The sequence below is a fragment of the Streptomyces sp. S3(2020) genome (assembly GCF_013044505.1).
In the GTDB taxonomy this organism is placed as follows: Bacteria; Actinomycetota; Actinomycetes; order Streptomycetales; family Streptomycetaceae; genus Streptomyces.
Genome location: NZ_JABERD010000219.1, coordinates 1 through 15451, shown reverse-complemented (window position 1 = coordinate 15451; position 15451 = coordinate 1). Strand labels below are relative to the sequence as shown.

The 15451-nt window shown below is 70.4% G+C and carries 14 protein-coding genes, 3 tRNA genes and 2 pseudogenes; 9 read left to right on the top strand and 10 right to left on the bottom strand.

Features of this window, described 5'->3' with window-relative positions; all coding sequences use genetic code 11:
• Positions 1 to 46: 46 nt before the first annotated feature.
• Complete coding sequence (locus HLK59_RS40950; protein WP_171146735.1) at positions 47 to 556, bottom strand: helix-turn-helix domain-containing protein; 510 nt, start codon at positions 554 to 556, stop codon at positions 47 to 49.
• A gap of 57 nt (positions 557 to 613) precedes the next feature.
• Entirely contained in the window at positions 614 to 1258 is a 645-nt protein-coding gene (locus HLK59_RS40945; protein WP_171146734.1) for a TetR/AcrR family transcriptional regulator, read from the bottom strand.
• Positions 1259 to 1337: 79 nt separating this feature from the next.
• Between HLK59_RS40945 and HLK59_RS40940 the strand changes: the two genes are divergently transcribed.
• Positions 1338 to 2771 (top strand): MFS transporter, encoded by a 1434-nt coding sequence (locus HLK59_RS40940; protein WP_240982932.1) that lies wholly within the window; start codon positions 1338 to 1340, stop codon positions 2769 to 2771.
• Here HLK59_RS40940 and HLK59_RS40935 read toward each other — a convergent pair.
• The 4 genes from HLK59_RS40935 to purS all read right to left on the bottom strand — a co-directional run bounded on the left by HLK59_RS40935 (position 2761) and on the right by purS (position 7348).
• Positions 2761 to 4047, bottom strand: a complete 1287-nt coding sequence (locus HLK59_RS40935) for a hypothetical protein (protein WP_171146733.1) — start codon at positions 4045 to 4047, stop codon at positions 2761 to 2763. The genes HLK59_RS40940 and HLK59_RS40935 overlap by 11 nt on opposite strands.
• Before the next feature lie 105 nt (positions 4048 to 4152).
• Positions 4153 to 6411 carry a phosphoribosylformylglycinamidine synthase subunit PurL gene (gene purL, locus HLK59_RS40930; protein ID WP_171146732.1) on the bottom strand — a complete coding sequence of 753 codons (2259 nt, stop codon included), beginning with the start codon at positions 6409 to 6411 and terminating at the stop codon, positions 4153 to 4155.
• Complete coding sequence (gene purQ / locus HLK59_RS40925) at positions 6408 to 7088, bottom strand: phosphoribosylformylglycinamidine synthase subunit PurQ (RefSeq protein WP_171146731.1); 681 nt, start codon at positions 7086 to 7088, stop codon at positions 6408 to 6410. Before purQ ends, purL begins: the two co-directional genes overlap by 4 nt.
• On the bottom strand, positions 7085 to 7348 hold the full coding sequence (purS, locus tag HLK59_RS40920; protein WP_015659417.1) for a phosphoribosylformylglycinamidine synthase subunit PurS: 264 nt from the start codon (positions 7346 to 7348) through the stop codon (positions 7085 to 7087). The genes purQ and purS overlap by 4 nt, the downstream gene beginning before the upstream one ends.
• A gap of 292 nt (positions 7349 to 7640) precedes the next feature.
• On the opposite strand from purS, the gene HLK59_RS40915 reads away from it, so the two are divergent.
• The 8 genes from HLK59_RS40915 (at position 7641) to HLK59_RS40880 (ending at position 12127) form a co-directional block, all read left to right on the top strand.
• Positions 7641 to 7958, top strand: coding sequence for an Lsr2 family protein (locus HLK59_RS40915; RefSeq protein ID WP_171146730.1), 318 nt, complete (start codon positions 7641 to 7643; stop codon positions 7956 to 7958).
• 134 nt (positions 7959 to 8092) lie between these two features.
• Positions 8093 to 8164: transfer RNA gene (locus HLK59_RS40910), tRNA-Gly, on the top strand.
• 80 nt (positions 8165 to 8244) lie between these two features.
• Positions 8245 to 8317, top strand: a tRNA-Gly gene (locus HLK59_RS40905).
• 129 nt (positions 8318 to 8446) lie between these two features.
• Positions 8447 to 9382: an ABC transporter ATP-binding protein gene (locus HLK59_RS40900; RefSeq protein WP_171146729.1), complete on the top strand. Its 936-nt coding sequence runs from the start codon at positions 8447 to 8449 to the stop codon at positions 9380 to 9382.
• Complete coding sequence (locus HLK59_RS40895) at positions 9379 to 10161, top strand: ABC transporter permease (protein WP_171146728.1); 783 nt, start codon at positions 9379 to 9381, stop codon at positions 10159 to 10161. The genes HLK59_RS40900 and HLK59_RS40895 overlap by 4 nt, the downstream gene beginning before the upstream one ends.
• A gap of 16 nt (positions 10162 to 10177) precedes the next feature.
• Positions 10178 to 11389 (top strand): histidine kinase, encoded by a 1212-nt coding sequence (locus HLK59_RS40890; protein ID WP_171146727.1) that lies wholly within the window; start codon positions 10178 to 10180, stop codon positions 11387 to 11389.
• 31 nt (positions 11390 to 11420) lie between these two features.
• Positions 11421 to 12029, top strand: coding sequence for a response regulator transcription factor (locus HLK59_RS40885; RefSeq protein ID WP_171146726.1), 609 nt, complete (start codon positions 11421 to 11423; stop codon positions 12027 to 12029).
• A gap of 22 nt (positions 12030 to 12051) precedes the next feature.
• Positions 12052 to 12127, top strand: a tRNA-Gly gene (locus tag HLK59_RS40880).
• 35 nt (positions 12128 to 12162) lie between these two features.
• Here the strand turns inward: HLK59_RS40880 and HLK59_RS40875 are convergent.
• The 4 genes and pseudogenes from HLK59_RS40875 to HLK59_RS51580 all read right to left on the bottom strand — a co-directional run.
• Complete coding sequence (locus tag HLK59_RS40875; protein WP_171146725.1) at positions 12163 to 13062, bottom strand: phosphoribosylaminoimidazolesuccinocarboxamide synthase; 900 nt, start codon at positions 13060 to 13062, stop codon at positions 12163 to 12165.
• Between the two features lie 102 nt (positions 13063 to 13164).
• Entirely contained in the window at positions 13165 to 14706 is a 1542-nt protein-coding gene (locus HLK59_RS40870) for a N,N-dimethylformamidase beta subunit family domain-containing protein (protein ID WP_171146724.1), read from the bottom strand.
• Positions 14707 to 14928: 222 nt separating this feature from the next.
• Positions 14929 to 15204, bottom strand: a pseudogene (locus HLK59_RS40865) (hypothetical protein); the annotation flags it as partial.
• Positions 15205 to 15328: 124 nt separating this feature from the next.
• A pseudogene (locus tag HLK59_RS51580) lies at positions 15329 to 15451 on the bottom strand (hydrolase); the annotation flags it as partial.

Below are 15451 nucleotides of genomic sequence, written 5' to 3'. Positions count from 1 at the left end.
CTACGGGCGGGTGGGGGATCGGGATGGCAACCCCTGGTCGCAGGGGTCAGGGCAAGCCCGCTGACAGGGCCACCAGGAGTGGTACGACGCGGGTGCCCGGGACCTCGTAGCGGCCGCGTTCCCTGGTGTGGAGCCAGCCCGCGGTGGTGAGTTGGCGCAGGTGGTGGTAGATCTGGCCGGTCGTGCCGAGTTCGTCGAGCTCGGCGAGTTCGGCGACGGTGCGGCGGCCGCCGTAGATCTCCTTGAGGAGCCGTAGCCGGACCGGGTGGCCGAGCGCGGCGAACGAATCGGCGGCCGGTGCCCAGTCGCGGTCCAGCAACTCCTCGGCCAGGGCACCCTGTTGCCAGACGTACCGCTCACCGGCGGCCATCCGGACGGAGCCGGTGAACAGCACCCCGCCGGCCTCGGCGCCCAGCGCGGCCAGCTGCTCCTTGAGGGTCTCCAGCGCCCAGAAGTCACCCTCGCCGAGGCGGGGCGCGGAGGCCTCGGTGGCCGCGGTCCCTTCGAGGGTGGCGACGCGGCGCTCCAACTCGGCTACACGCTCGTCGAGTTCCATACCGTCGAGAGTACGGAACTACGTAACTACGTCAACCCGTCCGCTCTCTGCGGGAGTTCACTTCCTGCGCGCGTATCCCCCGAGCCCCTGTTCCACCAACGCGAAGGCCTTCTCGGCCCGTTCGGCGGCATCGGCGGCGACCTCGTCCACGGACTCGCCGGCGTCGATGCGCAGATGGTGTTCCTCGACCAGGGCCTGGCGGGCGGCGGTGAGAGTGGCGGCGGCGATCAGGGCCAGGGTGCGGTCGCCGGTCTCCCCGGTGAGGAGGTCGGCCAGTTCGCGGGCGCCCTTCTCGGAGGAGAGGTAGGCGCGTTCCCGCAGGACCGGCGTCGCCATGATGACCGTGCGGATCCGGCGGGCGAAGGGTTCGCTGTGCAGGCCGATCGAGGGGTCGCGGCTTGCGACCATCTCCAGGAACTGCCGGCGCACGGCCTCCACCGCCGACTCGCCCGGCGCCCGCTCGCGCACGGCACGGGCCGGGTCGGAGAAGTGCTCCTCCATGGGCTTGAAGACCAAGTCCTCTTTCGTACCGAAGTAGTTGAAGACGGTCATCTTGGAGACGTCCGAGGCATCCGCGACCTCCTGTACGGAGACGGCGTCGAAGCCCTTCTCCACGAACAGCTCGACAGCGGTCCGGTAGATCCGCAGCGCCGTCTGGAGCTTCTTGCGCTCGCGCAGCCCCATCCCCTCAGCAAAAGCCATGACATCACTGTACCAAGATGAATTTTAGGTCTAGATTAAAGATTGACTCAGTACATAAATCTCGGGCATGGTGCTGCCCATGACCGAGACCCTCATGTCCGAGACCCAACGGAAAATCGGCTTCCTCGTCTGCCTCGTCACGATCGTCCTCGCCGTCCTGGACACGCAGATCGTGTCCGCCGCCACCGTCCCGATCGTCCGGGACCTCGACCCCGCGCACGGCATCGACAAGATCCCGTGGCTGGTCAGCGCCTTCTCGCTGGCCTCGGCCGCGGCGCTGCCGCTCTACGGCAGGCTCTGCGACGTCCTCGGCGCCAAGCACGTGTTCCTCGGAGCCGTCGGCACCTTCCTCCTCGGCTCGGCACTGTGCGGCGCGGCCGGGTCGATCGGCCAGCTCATAGCGGCCCGGGCCGTCCAGGGCATCGGGGCCGGCGGGCTGATGAGCGTGACGATGGTCGTGATCGCCCAGCTCAGGGGGCCCGGCGAGCGGGACGCCAGGGGCGCGGGGATGGGCGGGATCCTCGCCGGCGGGGGCATGGCGATCGGCCCGTGGATCGGCGGGGTGCTCTCCGACCACGCGAGCTGGCGGTGGATCTTCTACGTCAACCTGCCGCTCGGCGCCGCCGTCCTGGTCCTCGGCGCGCTCGTCCTGAAGCTCCCCCGGCACGGCGGCGGTCACCGCATCGACTTCCCGGGCGCCGCCCTCGCCGCCGCCTTCTCCACCGCGCTCCTGCTGGTCACCGAGTGGGGCGGCCGGCAGTACGCCTGGTCGTCACCGCAGGTCACCGGCCTCGCGCTGACCTCCGCCGCGGCCCTCGCGCTGTTCCTGCGCCGCCAGGTCACCGCGGACGAACCGATCCTGCCGTTGTCCATGTTCCGTGTCCGGGAGCTGCGCTGGGGCTTCGCGATCCAGGCACTGGTCGGCGCGGGCATGGTCGGCGCGATCTACTACGTGATGGTCTATCTCCAGGTCGCCCGGGGCATGGACAGCGCCTCGGCCGGACTGTTCCTCATCCCCATGGCGCTCGGCATGACGGCTGTCGGCATCGTCGCGGGCCGGCTCGCCGAACGCGGCCGCCCCGAGCGGACGTTCGTGATCACCGGCTCGGCCGTCACCGCCGTCGCCTTCCTCCTGCTGGCCACCACCGGCACCCACACCTCCCTGTGGTGGCTGCGCGCCGAACTCCTCCTCCTCGGCATCGGCTTCGGCCAGCTCATCGGCCAGCTCATCCAGCTCGTCCAGGAGGCGGCCCCGCGCCACCAGCTCGGCGTCGCCACGACCGCCGTCCGCTTCTTCCAGACCCTGGGCACCGCCCTGGGCGCCGCCGCCTTCGGCACCCTGCTGACCCGGCTGGACGACGGGACGGGCACGGCGTCCTACGTCTCCGCCATGGACGCGGTGTTCCTGTGCGGGGCCGGGCTGATGGCCCTGTGCGTGCTGCTGGCGCTGCGGCTGCCCAAGGCGGGTACGGCGGGTACCGCGGTGCCCGCGCCGGCCCCGGTCAGGACGTGAAGTCCGACGGGAACCTCACTCCGGTGCAGCCGCGGCGGGCGGCGACATCGTCGACGTAGGCCGTGAAGAGGGCCCGCAGTCTCGGCCGGACGTACTTCTCGTAGGGGTACTCCACGCTCAGGGTGTGGATCGCCGGTTCGCCGGCGCAGGTGGAGGAGGCCCACCAGACGTTGGCGGTGCCGTCGAAGCCGGCCGTGCCGGGGTCGAGGGGTGTCTGGTCGCTGCCCAGGCCCTCCGCCTCGACCTCGCCGGCCTCGTCGCCGAAGAACGACTCGGTCCGCAGCCACCAGGGGGTGCCCTGGGTGTCGCGGTCCCCGGTCTCCTTGTCGCCGAGGCCGGACCAGATGCGGTCCACCTCCTCGTCGCCCACCGCGAGCAGGCAGCTCTCCTCCCAGGCGCGGGCGCCGGCCGGGGTGGCGAGGGCGCGGTCCGGGAGGCGGCCGCGGCCCTCGTCCTCGATGTACACGGCGTACCAGGCGCAGGTGCCCCTCGCCGCCGCCGCTGCCGTCAACCGCTTGCTCGGCGTGGGGAGTTCGGCCGGGAGGGCGGGGAGCTCGGTCGTGCAGCCCGTCCTGGCCGCGAGGCGTTCGGCGGCGGTGTGGGCCAGCGCGGCGAGGGTCCGGCGGTCGGCGTCCGTGACCTCGGTGTCCTCGGAGTAGTGGGCGATGGTCATGGCGTTGAGCGAGGTCACGTCGTCCGGCTCGTTCGCGCAGACGGCCTTCACGGCGACGGCGTTGTCGTAGTACACGCCGAGCCGCCCGTCGCCCAGCGGGTACTCGACCGAGTCTGCGGCCTCCCGCGTGCTGTCCGGCTCACGCGTCCACTGCTCGAACGGGTCGTCCCAGCCGTCGACGATCTGCGCGTACTCCTCGGACGGGGTCTGCCAGACGGACAGCTGGAAGTGGTTGTACGAGGTCCCCGGCTCCCCCACCCGGTAGATCACGCACTTCTGAGGGAGCGTGGCGAGGGCGTCGGCATCATCGGGACCGTCGGCGTCATCGAGGCCGTCGAGGCCGGACATCACGTCGTCCTCGTCGCTGCCCGGACGCGCCCGGTCGGTGCCGCCGTCGAGACCGAGGACCGGGTCCGGGTCGACCAGGCCGTCGCAGGCCCGCGTGATCCTCTCCCGGCTGGCGGCGCGATCGAGATGCTCCTCGGTCTCCAGCCACAGCCCCCAGCCACCCGCCCCGATGCCGAGCACCGCGGTGATCACCACGAGCCGGTTGAGCCGGTCACTGAGCCGGCCGCCCCGGCCGGGTATCCGCAGGAACTCCACCGGTCCTCATCCCCCGCGCAGATCGATGACCGGCAGAAGTTAACACGCGTGAAGGCCCCGGCCGTTGGACGGTCGGGGCCTTCAACTCCGTATGCGCGAAGGGCTTTACGCCAGCAGCGCCGGGATCGTCTCCTCGTGGGCCGTGCGCAGCTCCTCCAGGGACAGCTCGAACTCGCCCTGGAGCTCGACCGTCTCCCCGTCCACGACACCGATGCGGGTGACCGGCAGGCCGCGCGCACCGCACATGTCGTTGAAGCGGAGCTCCTCGGAGCGCGGCACGGCGACGACCGCGCGTCCCGCCGACTCGGAGAAGAGGAGGGTGAAGGCGTCCAGCCCGTCCGGTACGACCAGACGCGCGCCCTTGCCGCCGAGCAGCGCCGACTCCACGACCGCCTGGATCAGGCCGCCGTCGGAGAGGTCGTGCGCGGAGTCGATCATGCCGTCGCGGGAGGCGGAGATCAGGATCTCAGCCAGCAGGCGCTCGCGCTCCAGGTCGACCTTGGGCGGCAGACCGCCGAGGTGGTCGTGCACGACCTGCGACCAGGCCGAACCGCCGAACTCCTCGCGGGTGTCGCCGAGGAGGTACAGCAGCTGGCCCTCCTCCTGGAAGGCGACCGGCGTACGGCGGGCGACGTCGTCGATGACACCCAGGACCGCGACCACCGGGGTCGGGTGGATGGCCACCTCGCCCGTCTGGTTGTAGAGCGACACATTGCCGCCGGTCACCGGGGTGCCCAACTGCTGGCAGGCGTCGGCGAGTCCACGGATGGCCTCCGCGAACTGCCACATGACGGCCGGGTCCTCGGGCGAGCCGAAGTTCAGGCAGTCGGAGACCGCGAGGGGCTTGGCACCGGTGGTGGCGACATTGCGGTACGCCTCCGACAGCGCCAGCTGGGCGCCCGCGTACGGGTCCAGCTTCGCGTAGCGGCCGTTGCCGTCCGTCGCGATGGCGACGCCGAGGCCGGTCTCCTCGTCGATGCGGATCATGCCCGAGTCCTCGGGCTGCGCCAGCACGGTGTTGCCCTGCACGAAGTGGTCGTACTGGGACGTGATCCACTTCTTGGAGGCCTGGTTGGGGGAGCCGACCAGCTGGAGCACCTGCTGCTTGAGCTCTTCCGAAGTGCCCGGCCGGGGCAGCCTGCCCGCGTCGTCGGCCTGGAGCTCGTCCTGCCAGGACGGGCGGGCGTAGGGGCGCTCGTAGACCGGGCCGTCGTGCGCGACCGTGCGCGGGTCGACGTCGACGATCTTGCCGCCGTGCCAGTAGATCTCCAGGCGGTCGCCGTCGGTCACCTCACCGATGACGGTGGCGATGACGTCCCACTTGTCGCAGATCTCCAGGAAGCGGTCGACCTTCGCCGGCTCCACGACCGCGCACATGCGTTCCTGCGACTCGCTCATGAGGATTTCCTCGGGCGAGAGCGTGGAGTCACGCAGCGGTACGTCGTCCAGCGTGACGCGCATGCCGCCGGAGCCGTTGGAGGCCAGCTCGCTGGTGGCACAGGAGAGACCGGCGGCACCGAGGTCCTGGATACCGACGACCAGCTTCTCCTGGAAGGCCTCCAGGGTGCACTCGATGAGGAGCTTCTCCTGGAAGGGGTCGCCGACCTGGACGGCGGGGCGCTTCGACGGCTTGGCGTCGTCGAAGGTCTCGGAGGCCAGGATCGAGGCGCCGCCGATGCCGTCGCCGCCGGTGCGGGCCCCGTACAGGATGACCTTGTTGCCAGAGCCGGACGCCTTCGCGAGGTGGATGTCCTCGTGCCGCATGACGCCGATGGCACCGGCGTTGACCAGCGGGTTGCCCTGGTAGCAGGAGTCGAAGACGACCTCGCCGCCGATGTTGGGCAGGCCCAGGCAGTTGCCGTAGCCGCCGATGCCCGCCACCACACCGGGGAGCACCCGCTTGGTGTCGGGGTGGTCGGCCGCGCCGAAGCGCAGCGGGTCCACGACCGCGACCGGGCGCGCGCCCATCGCGATGATGTCGCGGACGATGCCGCCGACGCCCGTGGCCGCGCCCTGGTAGGGCTCGACGTAGGACGGGTGGTTGTGCGACTCGACCTTGAAGGTGACCGCATAGCCCTGGCCGACGTCCACGACGCCCGCGTTCTCGCCGATGCCCACGAGCAGCGCGTCGGACTGGGGGGCCTTCTCGCCGAACTGGCGCAGGTGGACCTTGGAGGACTTGTAGGAGCAGTGCTCGGACCACATGACCGAGTACATGGCGAGCTCGGCACCGGTGGGCCGGCGGCCGAGGATCTCCACGACCCGCTCGTACTCGTCCTTCTTCAGACCGAGTTCGGCCCAGGGCAGCTCGACGTCGGGGGTCGCGGCCGCGTGCTCGACCGTGTCCAGAGGCGTCCGGCTCATGCGTTGACCAGCTTCTTGAGGATCGAGGTGAAGAAGGGGAGGCCGTCGGTGCGGCCGGAGCCGATGAGCGGCTCGACGGCGTGCTCCGGGTGCGGCATGAGGCCTACGACGTTCCCGGCCTCGTTGGTGATGCCGGCGATGTCGTTCAGCGAACCGTTGGGGTTGAAGTCGAGGTAGCGGAAGGCGACCCGCCCCTCGGCCTCCAGCTTGTCCAGCGTGTACTGGTCGGCGACGTAGCGGCCGTCCATGTTCTTCAGCGGGATGTGGATCTCCTGGCCCGCGCTGTAGTCGACCGTCCAGGCGCTGGAGGTGTTCTCCACCCGCAGCTTCTGGTCGCGGCAGATGAAGTGCAGGTGGTCGTTGCCGAGCATCCCGCCGGGCAGCAGGTGCGCCTCGGTGAGGACCTGGAAGCCGTTGCAGATACCGAGGACCGGGAGGCCCGCCTTGGCCTGCTCGATGACCGTCTCCATCACGGGCGAGAAGCGGGAGATGGCGCCGGCCCGCAGATAGTCGCCGTAGGAGAAACCGCCGGGCAGCACCACGGCGTTGACCTGGTGGAGGTCCTTGTCCTTGTGCCAGAGGGCGACCGGTTCGGCACCCGCGAGGCGGATCGCGCGCTGGGTGTCCCGGTCGTCGAGACTCCCCGGGAAAGTGACGACGCCAATACGAGCGGTCACTTCGCGGCCTCCGCGACTTCTTCGACCTTCACGGTGAAGTCCTCGATCACGGTGTTGGCGAGGAAGGATTCCGCAAGATCGTGGATGCGGGCGAGCGCGGCCTCGTCGACCGGTCCGTCAACTTCCAGTTCGAATCGCTTTCCCTGACGTACGTCGGAGATGCCTTCGAAACCCAGACGCGGCAGTGCGCGCTGCACCGCCTGGCCCTGGGGGTCGAGGATCTCCGGCTTGAGCATGACGTCGACTACGACGCGTGCCACTGGCACTCCCGGTGTGTGGTGCTGAGCAAGGTTGCTGAAGGTGTCGATCCAACAGTGTCTTCAGACTACCCGCACAAAATTTCTACGCGCGTCGACTTGTAGGAAACTACGTGACTGCCGTCACGATCCGGTATCGACGGCCGTGTTCACGAAAATTTCCAGGAAAGATCCGCGATCGACACCCGATACCTATTGCGCTCAGACACGCGGAAGGATTTAGTCGGGCTTCCCATTGCATTGTCGGGCACTGTACAAATGAATTGGCAAGTGCCGTATGAAGGGACCGATATTCGTGGCGCAGAAGGTCGTGGTCACTCTCTTTGACGACATCGACGGCTCGGAAGCGGCGGAAACGATCGCCTTCGGACTCGATGGCAAGTCGTACGAGATCGACCTGAATCAAGCGAATGCCAAGAAACTGCGTAAGGCGCTCGAGCCCTACGTGGACGCCGGCCGCAAGCGGTCGAAGTCCGGCAAGGCCTACCGGCAGACGGAGGTCGCCCCCGACCCGGCGGCCGTCCGCGCCTGGGCCCAGGCGAACAAGATGGACGTGCCCGCGCGCGGCCGCATCCCCAAGAAGGTCTACGAGGCGTTCGCCGCGGCACAGTGACGACGCACAGGTTGCCCTCAGGGTCCGTCAGCGGACCCTGAGGGCAACCGACTTGCGTTGCACCCCACCTGGTCGGCTAGAGTCTGGAGCACGCCGAGGGGCGGGGACGGAAAAGCCCAGCCCACGGAGTACATGCGGGTGTAGTTCAGTAGCAGAACATCCCCCTTCCAGGGGGAAGGCGCAGTGTGCAATTCCTGTCACCCGCTCTGCATCGCCGGTCTGGTCCCACTTGTGGATCAGGTAGGATGGTGCTCGCGCCGATCAGTGAGAGCTGGTCGGAGGCAATGCGAACGTAGCTCAGTTGGTAGAGCGCAACCTTGCCAAGGTTGAGGTCGCGAGTTCGAACCTCGTCGTTCGCTCTTGATTCGAAGAGCCCCCCGGCTTCCACCGGGGGGCTTTTTCGTGCTTGGCGTACCCCTGACATTTGTCATGTCGAGTGATGACAGCGCGCACTCCTTCCGGGCCCGGAACGCCCGGATGCTTGGACCATGAACACGAACGTGATTGAGGTCACCGACCTGCGACGCGTCTACGGGGGCGGGTTCGAAGCGGTCCGCGGGATCAGCTTCTCCGTGGACAGGGGCGAGGTCTTCGCGCTGCTCGGCACCAACGGGGCCGGCAAGACGTCGACGGTGGAACTGCTGGAGGGACTCGCGCGTCCGGCCGGCGGCCGGGTGCGGGTGCTCGGGCACGATCCCCACGAGGAGCGGGCCGTCGTCAGGCCGCGGACCGGCGTGATGCTCCAGGAGGGCGGGTTCCCGTCCGAGCTCACCGTCATCGAGACCGCCCGGATGTGGGCGGGGTGTGTGAGCGGGGCGCGGCCGCCGCTGGAGGCGCTGGAACTCGTCGGGCTCGCACGGCGGGCCGACGTACGCGTGAAGCAGCTGTCCGGGGGTGAGCGGCGGCGCCTGGACCTGTCGCTCGCGCTGCTCGGGAACCCGGAGGTGCTGTTCCTGGACGAGCCGACGACCGGGCTCGACGCCGAAGGGCGCCGGGACACCTGGGAGTTGGTGCGGGCGCTGCGCGACGGCGGTACGACCGTGCTGCTGACCACGCACTACCTGGAGGAGGCCGAGAGCCTCGCCGACCGGCTCGCCATCCTGCACGAGGGGCGGATCGCGGTCACCGGGACACCGGCCGAGGTGACGGCCGGGCAGCCCTCGCGGATCTCCTTCGAGCTGCCCGAGGGGTACTTCGTCGGCGACCTGCCGCCGCTCGGGGAGCTGGGGGTGCTGTCCCACGAGGTCGACGGCCGGGTCGTACGGCTGCGGACGCGGGAGCTGCAACGGGCGGCGACCGGGGTGCTGGTGTGGGCCTCGGGGGCCGGGGTCGAGCTGCGGGGGCTCGATGTGCGGTCGGCTTCGCTGGAGGAGGCGTTCCTCGGGATCGCCGAGAAGGCGCAGACGAAGGAGCGGGTGGCATGAGCGGCACGACTATCGGGACCACGCCGGCCGGGCGGATCTCGGCGCTCGGCCGGGCCGAGCTGACACTGTTCCTGCGGAGCAGGGGCATGGTCTTCTCCGCGGTGTTCCTGCCGCTGATCCTGCCGTTCAGCGTGAAGGCGGCCATCCAGGACATGGATCTCGGGGAGTCGGGGCTCACCGTGGGGCTGGTGCTGCTGCCCGCCGCCATCGGGTTCTCGCTGCTCTTCGCGGTCTACACGGCGCTCGTGGGCGTCTTCGTGGGGCGGCGCGAGGAACTCGTCCTCAAGCGGCTGCGCACCGGGGAGCCGCGGGACGCGGAGATCCTCACCGGGGCCGCGCTGCCGGCCGTCGTCACGAGCATCCTCCAGTCGGTCCTCCTGGTGGCCGGCTGCACGGTCCTGCTCGACATGGCGGCACCGAAGGCCGTGGCGCTCGCCGTCCTGGGCCTCCTTCTCGGCCTGGTGATCTGCGCGTCCCTGGCCGCCCTCACCGCGAGCTTCACCCGCACCGTGGAGAGCGCACAGGTCACCGGCCTGCCGCTGATGCTGGTCTCGATGATCGGCTCCGGAATCACCGTGCCGCTGGAGGTGCTGCCCGAGCGGATGGCCTCGGTGTGCGAACTGCTGCCGCTCACCCCGGTGATCACGCTGGTGCGCGGCGGCTGGACCGGAGACCTCTCGGCCTACGAAGCGCTCGGCGCCGCAGTGACGGCACTGGCCTGGGCCACGCTGGGCGTGTTTGCTGTACGACGGTGGTTCCGGTGGGAGCCGCGGCGTTGAGCACGGGAGCGGGGAGATGAGCGGTTCGGGGGACTGGTGGCGGCGCAAGAGCACGCCGGCCAAGGTGGAGACGTACACACGATGGTCGTTCCACTTCTTCGCGGTGGTCGAGGTCATCGCGCTGGGGCTGCCGCTCTTCGGTGAGATGGTGCCCTGGCTCGCGGCCTCGCTGGCGCTCGTGGTGGCCGTGCACGCCGTGATCTGTGCCGTGACCGCGGCGCGGGCACTGGACTGGACGCTCGGCCGCCGTGAGCAGCCCGTCCACATGCTGTGGACGCTCGGCGCGCTCACCGCGGCGATCGCCGTCATGGCGATCGTGGTCGCGGAGCACGGACCGGACGGGGACGGCGTCGACACCGCGACGGGCTCGGTCTTCGGCGTCGTACTGATCTTCGGGGCGGGCACCCTCTCGCTCGGTGTCCGCAGCCGTCGGCGCATGTACTCCGTCGTCACGGGCTTCGCCGTCGGGGCCGGGCTCGTGGCGTTCGCGGGCAGGCCCGGTCCCGAGGCCCTGATCAGTGTGCTGGTGGTGTTCCTCGGCGGCGGGTTCCTCGCCTTCACCTCCGCCTTCTCCGTCTGGCTGCTCAACGCCGTCTACGAGCTCGACGAGGCCCGCGAGACCCGGGCCCGGCTCGCCGTCGCCGAGGAGCGGCTGCGGTTCGGGCGCGATCTGCACGACGTCATGGGGCGGAACCTCGCGGTGATCGCCCTCAAGAGCGAGCTCGCCGTGCAGCTGGCGCGGCGCGGGCGGCCGGAGGCCGAGGAGCAGATGGTCGAGGTGCAGCGCATCGCGCAGGAGTCGCAGCGCGAGGTGCGGGATGTCGTACGGGGATACCGGGAGGCCGATCTCGGGGTCGAACTCACCGGTGCGCAGGGAGTGCTGGAGGCGGCGGGGATCCGCTGCGAGGTGTCCGGGGAGGCGGCCGGACTGCCGGTGGACGTGCAGTCGGCACTCGGGTGGGTCGTGCGGGAGGCGACGACCAATGTGCTGCGGCACGGGGATGCCGGGCGGTGTGCGGTGGACGTGCGGGTGACTCGCGAGTGTGTGGTGCTGACGGTGGAGAACGACGGGGTGGCCGCGCCTTCCGGCCCGGGCGGCTCCGGGCTGGCCGGACTGCGGGAACGGCTGGCGGCGGTGGACGGCACATTGGAGGCGGGGCCGGTGGGCGACGGCGTGTTCCGAGTGGTGGCCTCGGTGCCGCTGCGGGTGAGTGAGGTCGTGGCATGACGGTGCGGCTGCGGATGAACGAGGTCACGGGATGACGGTGCGGCTGCTGCTCGCCGATGACGAGCATCTGATCCGGGGTGCGCTCGCGGCGCTGCTCGCGCTGGAGGACGACCTCGTGATCGTCGCCGAGGCCGCGTCCGGCCCCGAGGCGCTGGCGATGGCGAAGGCACACGCTCCCGACGTCGCCGTACTGGATCTCCAGATGCCCGGCGCGGACGGTGTGAAGGTCGCCACATCCCTGCGCACCGAACTGCCCGACTGCAAGGTGCTGATCGTGACCAGCCATGGGCGGCCCGGGCATCTCAAGCGGGCCCTTGGGGCCGGTGTGCGCGGGTTCGTCCCGAAGACGGTCAGTGCGCAGCGGCTCGCCGAGATCATCCGCACGGTGCATGCCGGAAACCGCTACGTCGACCCGGAGTTGGCCGCCGACGCGATCTCCGCCGGGGACTCACCGCTGACCGTGCGCGAGGCCGAGGTGCTGGAACTCGCCGCCGACGGGGCGCCCGTCGCGGAGATCGCCGAGCGGGCCGCGCTGTCGCAGGGGACCGTGCGGAACTATCTGTCGTCGGCGGTGTCGAAGCTCGGGGCGGAGAACCGCCATGCGGCGGTACGGCTCGCGCGGGAACGAGGTTGGGTATAGTGGTTCTCGCGCCACGGCGCATGCGAACGTAGCTCAGTTGGTAGAGCGCAACCTTGCCAAGGTTGAGGTCGCGAGTTCGAACCTCGTCGTTCGCTCCATGTGAAAGCCCCCGGTCTCCCGGGGGCTTTTCGCGTTACGACCAGCTGGTGCCGGTCAGTCGCTCGTACGCCTCGACGTACTTGGCCCGGGTCCGGTCCACGACCTCCTGCGGCAGCGGCGGCGGGGGCTGCTCGCTCTTGCGGTCCCAGCCGGACTCCGCCGAGGTCAGCCAGTCGCGCACGAACTGCTTGTCGTACGACGGCTGCGCGCGGCCCGGCTCCCACTGGTCGACCGGCCAGAAGCGGGACGAGTCCGGGGTGAGGACCTCGTCACCGATGACGAGGGTGTCCCCGTCGAAGCCGAACTCGAACTTGGTGTCCGCGAGGATGATGCCCCGGTCGCGGGCGATGTCCCTGCCGCGGGCGTAAACGGCGAGGGTGGCCTGGCGCAGCCGGGCGGCGGTGTCGGCGCCGACCTGGCGGGCGACCTCCTCGTAGGAGACGTTCTCGTCGTGCTCGCCGACCGCGGCCTTGGTGGCCGGGGTGAAGATCGGGGCGGGGAGTTCGCTGCCGTCGGTCAGGCCCTCGGGGAGGGCGAGGCCGCAGACCGTACGGGACTCGTTGTACTCGGTGAGGCCCGAGCCGGTGAGGTAGCCGCGGGCGACGGCCTCCACCGGGACCATCTGGAGCGACTTGCAGACCAGGGTGCGGCCCGCCCAGTCGGCCGGGGCGCCCGCGGGGAGTTCGGTGCTCAGGACGTGGTTGGGGACCAGGTCCGCGAGCTGGTCGAACCACCACAGGGAGAGCTGGGTGAGGATGCTGCCCTTGTCGGGGATCTCGGTCGGCAGCACCCAGTCGAAGGCGGAGATACGGTCACTGGCGACCATCACGAGGTCGCCCGCCTCGTTCTGGTACAGCTCACGCACCTTGCCGGTGTGGAGGTGCACCAGGCCCGGAACCTGAAGCGGCTCGGGCTTTTCTACGAATCCGGACACGGTTCCTCCCCGTGGTTCTGTCCCAGTGGCTCGATTGTCCCGTATGGGGCGGCCGGTCCTGGACAGGGGGTCTGTGGCCTGTGGTTTCCCGGTCCTGCGGGGTCAGTCGCGCTTGCAGATGTGGTCCAGCAGATTGGCGGTGGCGCGCTGGACGCGGGGGTCCACATGTCCGGGGCGGTCCAGGGACGGGGACCACGCGAAGGTGCCGGACGCGAAGACCAGGGCGCCCGAGGGGGCGCGGTAGAGGGAGGTCTCCTGGTGGCGGAGGGTGCCCTCGGTGTCGGCGTACGGGGAGTGGGCGAGCAGGATGCGGTCGTCGTGCTCGGGGAGGGGGGTGCGCGGGAAGTAGCGGTCGGCCTCGCCCGCGACCAGGCCCTCGATCTCGTCGCCCTCATGGGCGCCGGTGGCCTCCCAGAGCCAGTGGTCGGCATTGCGCACGATCAGCGGGTGGGGGTCGGGGACCCGGCCCGCGTACTGGATGCCGACCACCTGCTGCTCGGGGCGGTCCACCTCGCGCCACAGCACCGGGCGGCCCGGGCCCCGGCGCTTGCGGCAGGTCAGCAGACGGTCGGGGACACCGGACGGGGACGGACCCAACTCCACCTGCCAGTACATGGTGTTGGCGGAGAGGAAGACCAGCGAGGTGCCGTGGTCGCGGGCGCGCTCCACGGTGCGGCGCATGTTCGCCGACCAGTACTCGTCGTGGCCGGGGAAGACCAGGCCCCGGTAGCGGGTGGGGTCGACCCGGCCGGAGTGCAGGTCGCGGGCGTCGGCGTAGGCGAGGTCGTAGCCGTAGCGCTCGGCGAAGCGGATGAAGTCGTAGGCGTGGCCCACGTGCAGCGGGAGGCCCGCGCCGGCGTACGGGCGGTCGAAGGAGACGGTCGTGGCCGCGTGGGACTCGCCCAGCAGACAGCCCTCCTCGTCCCAGGCGTGGTAGAGGCTGGCGCCCGTGCGGCCGTCCTCCGGGTAGAGGTTGTACGCCTGCCAGGTGACGTCGGGCAGGAGGAGCAGCAGGTCCGCCGGGTGGTCGTGGCGGACGGTGAACGGGATGTGGGAGCGGTAGCCGTCGGCGGTGGTCAGGACGGCCACGTACGCCCCGATGCTCCAGAAGGAGGGGATCTGAAGGCGCCAGCTCAGCCACCAGTGGTGGCAGGAGACCGTGCGGTCCGCGGTGAGCGGCGGGGGCTGGACGATGCCGGAGAGGCGGGGGCTGGTGGTGATCTTTGCGGCGCCGTCACCGCCGTAGTGGCCGATGCGGTACACATCCACGCCGAACTCCTGGGGCGGGTCGACCGTGATGTGGAAGTCGATGGCCTCGCCGGGGGCGACCGCGCTGACCGAGGTGAAGCCCTTGATCTGACGGCGTACGTCGTCCGCGGCGCGGGGGCCGACGGCGGTGCGGGGGCCACCGGCCGTGCGGAGGCCGCCGACGGTGCGTGGGGCCGGGATGCGGGGGGTGTCGGCGCGGCCGTCGGCGGAGGTCGGCTGCTGGGATCCGTCCACGTACCAGGGGACCACCTGGCCGGTGTCGTCGAAGTACGTCTCGTCGCCGCGGGGCCAGGGGACGGGGCCCTGGCCGAAGGGGTCCGTCACCGCGTGCGCCAGCGCTCCCGACTCCCAACGGCGGATCTGCTCCGACCCCATGGCTGCTCCCCTCCCTCGTGCCCCCGTGTGTGTGCGGTCACCGGTCACCCGTTCGTGCCTGTGACGTCTGTCTTATGTCGTAAGCCCTTGCCATGTGCGCGATCGGTCCCAGCACATCACATTACGCACGCACGCGGTCACTATTCGTTGCGAATTGGCCGAAAGTGGAATGCGGGCTTCCGGTAAGGGAGTTGTGCGGCGGCCTCTGGCCGGCGGGCTCGCTCAGACGAGGCGGACCGGCTTCTCCGGGCGTATGCCGGACTCCAGGAGCCAGGAGCGCAGGGGGACCGGGTCGCCGTCCACGACGAGGCGGAGGACGACGGGGGTGAGGTCGGCCGCGCGGTCGCCGTTGATGAGGAGGGTCGGGCCGTCGAGCCAGTCGAGGCCGGGGGTGGCGCCCGCGGTGTCCATCGCGGCGCAGCAGACCATGGCTGTGACGTGGTCGGTGAGGAGTTCGCGGGACGTGCGGGGCGGTTGGGGCGGGAAGAGGGGGAGCGCGGAGGGGGAGGTAGTGGAGGGCCGGGAGGCCGCCAACGGGGACGCGAGGCGGTGCGGGGATGGTCTGGGCAAGGAGGAGGAGGTGCCGGGGGGGGCGGAAGGACCGGGGGTGCCGGGGGGGCCGTCACGGCTTCCCGGCGCCGGTCGTCACCGTCCGCTGCGCCGAGAATCCGCCCCAGGTCCCGTCCGGCAGCTTGGCCCGGATCCGCACCCGATGGGTGACCCCGGCATCCCGGCCCACATAGAA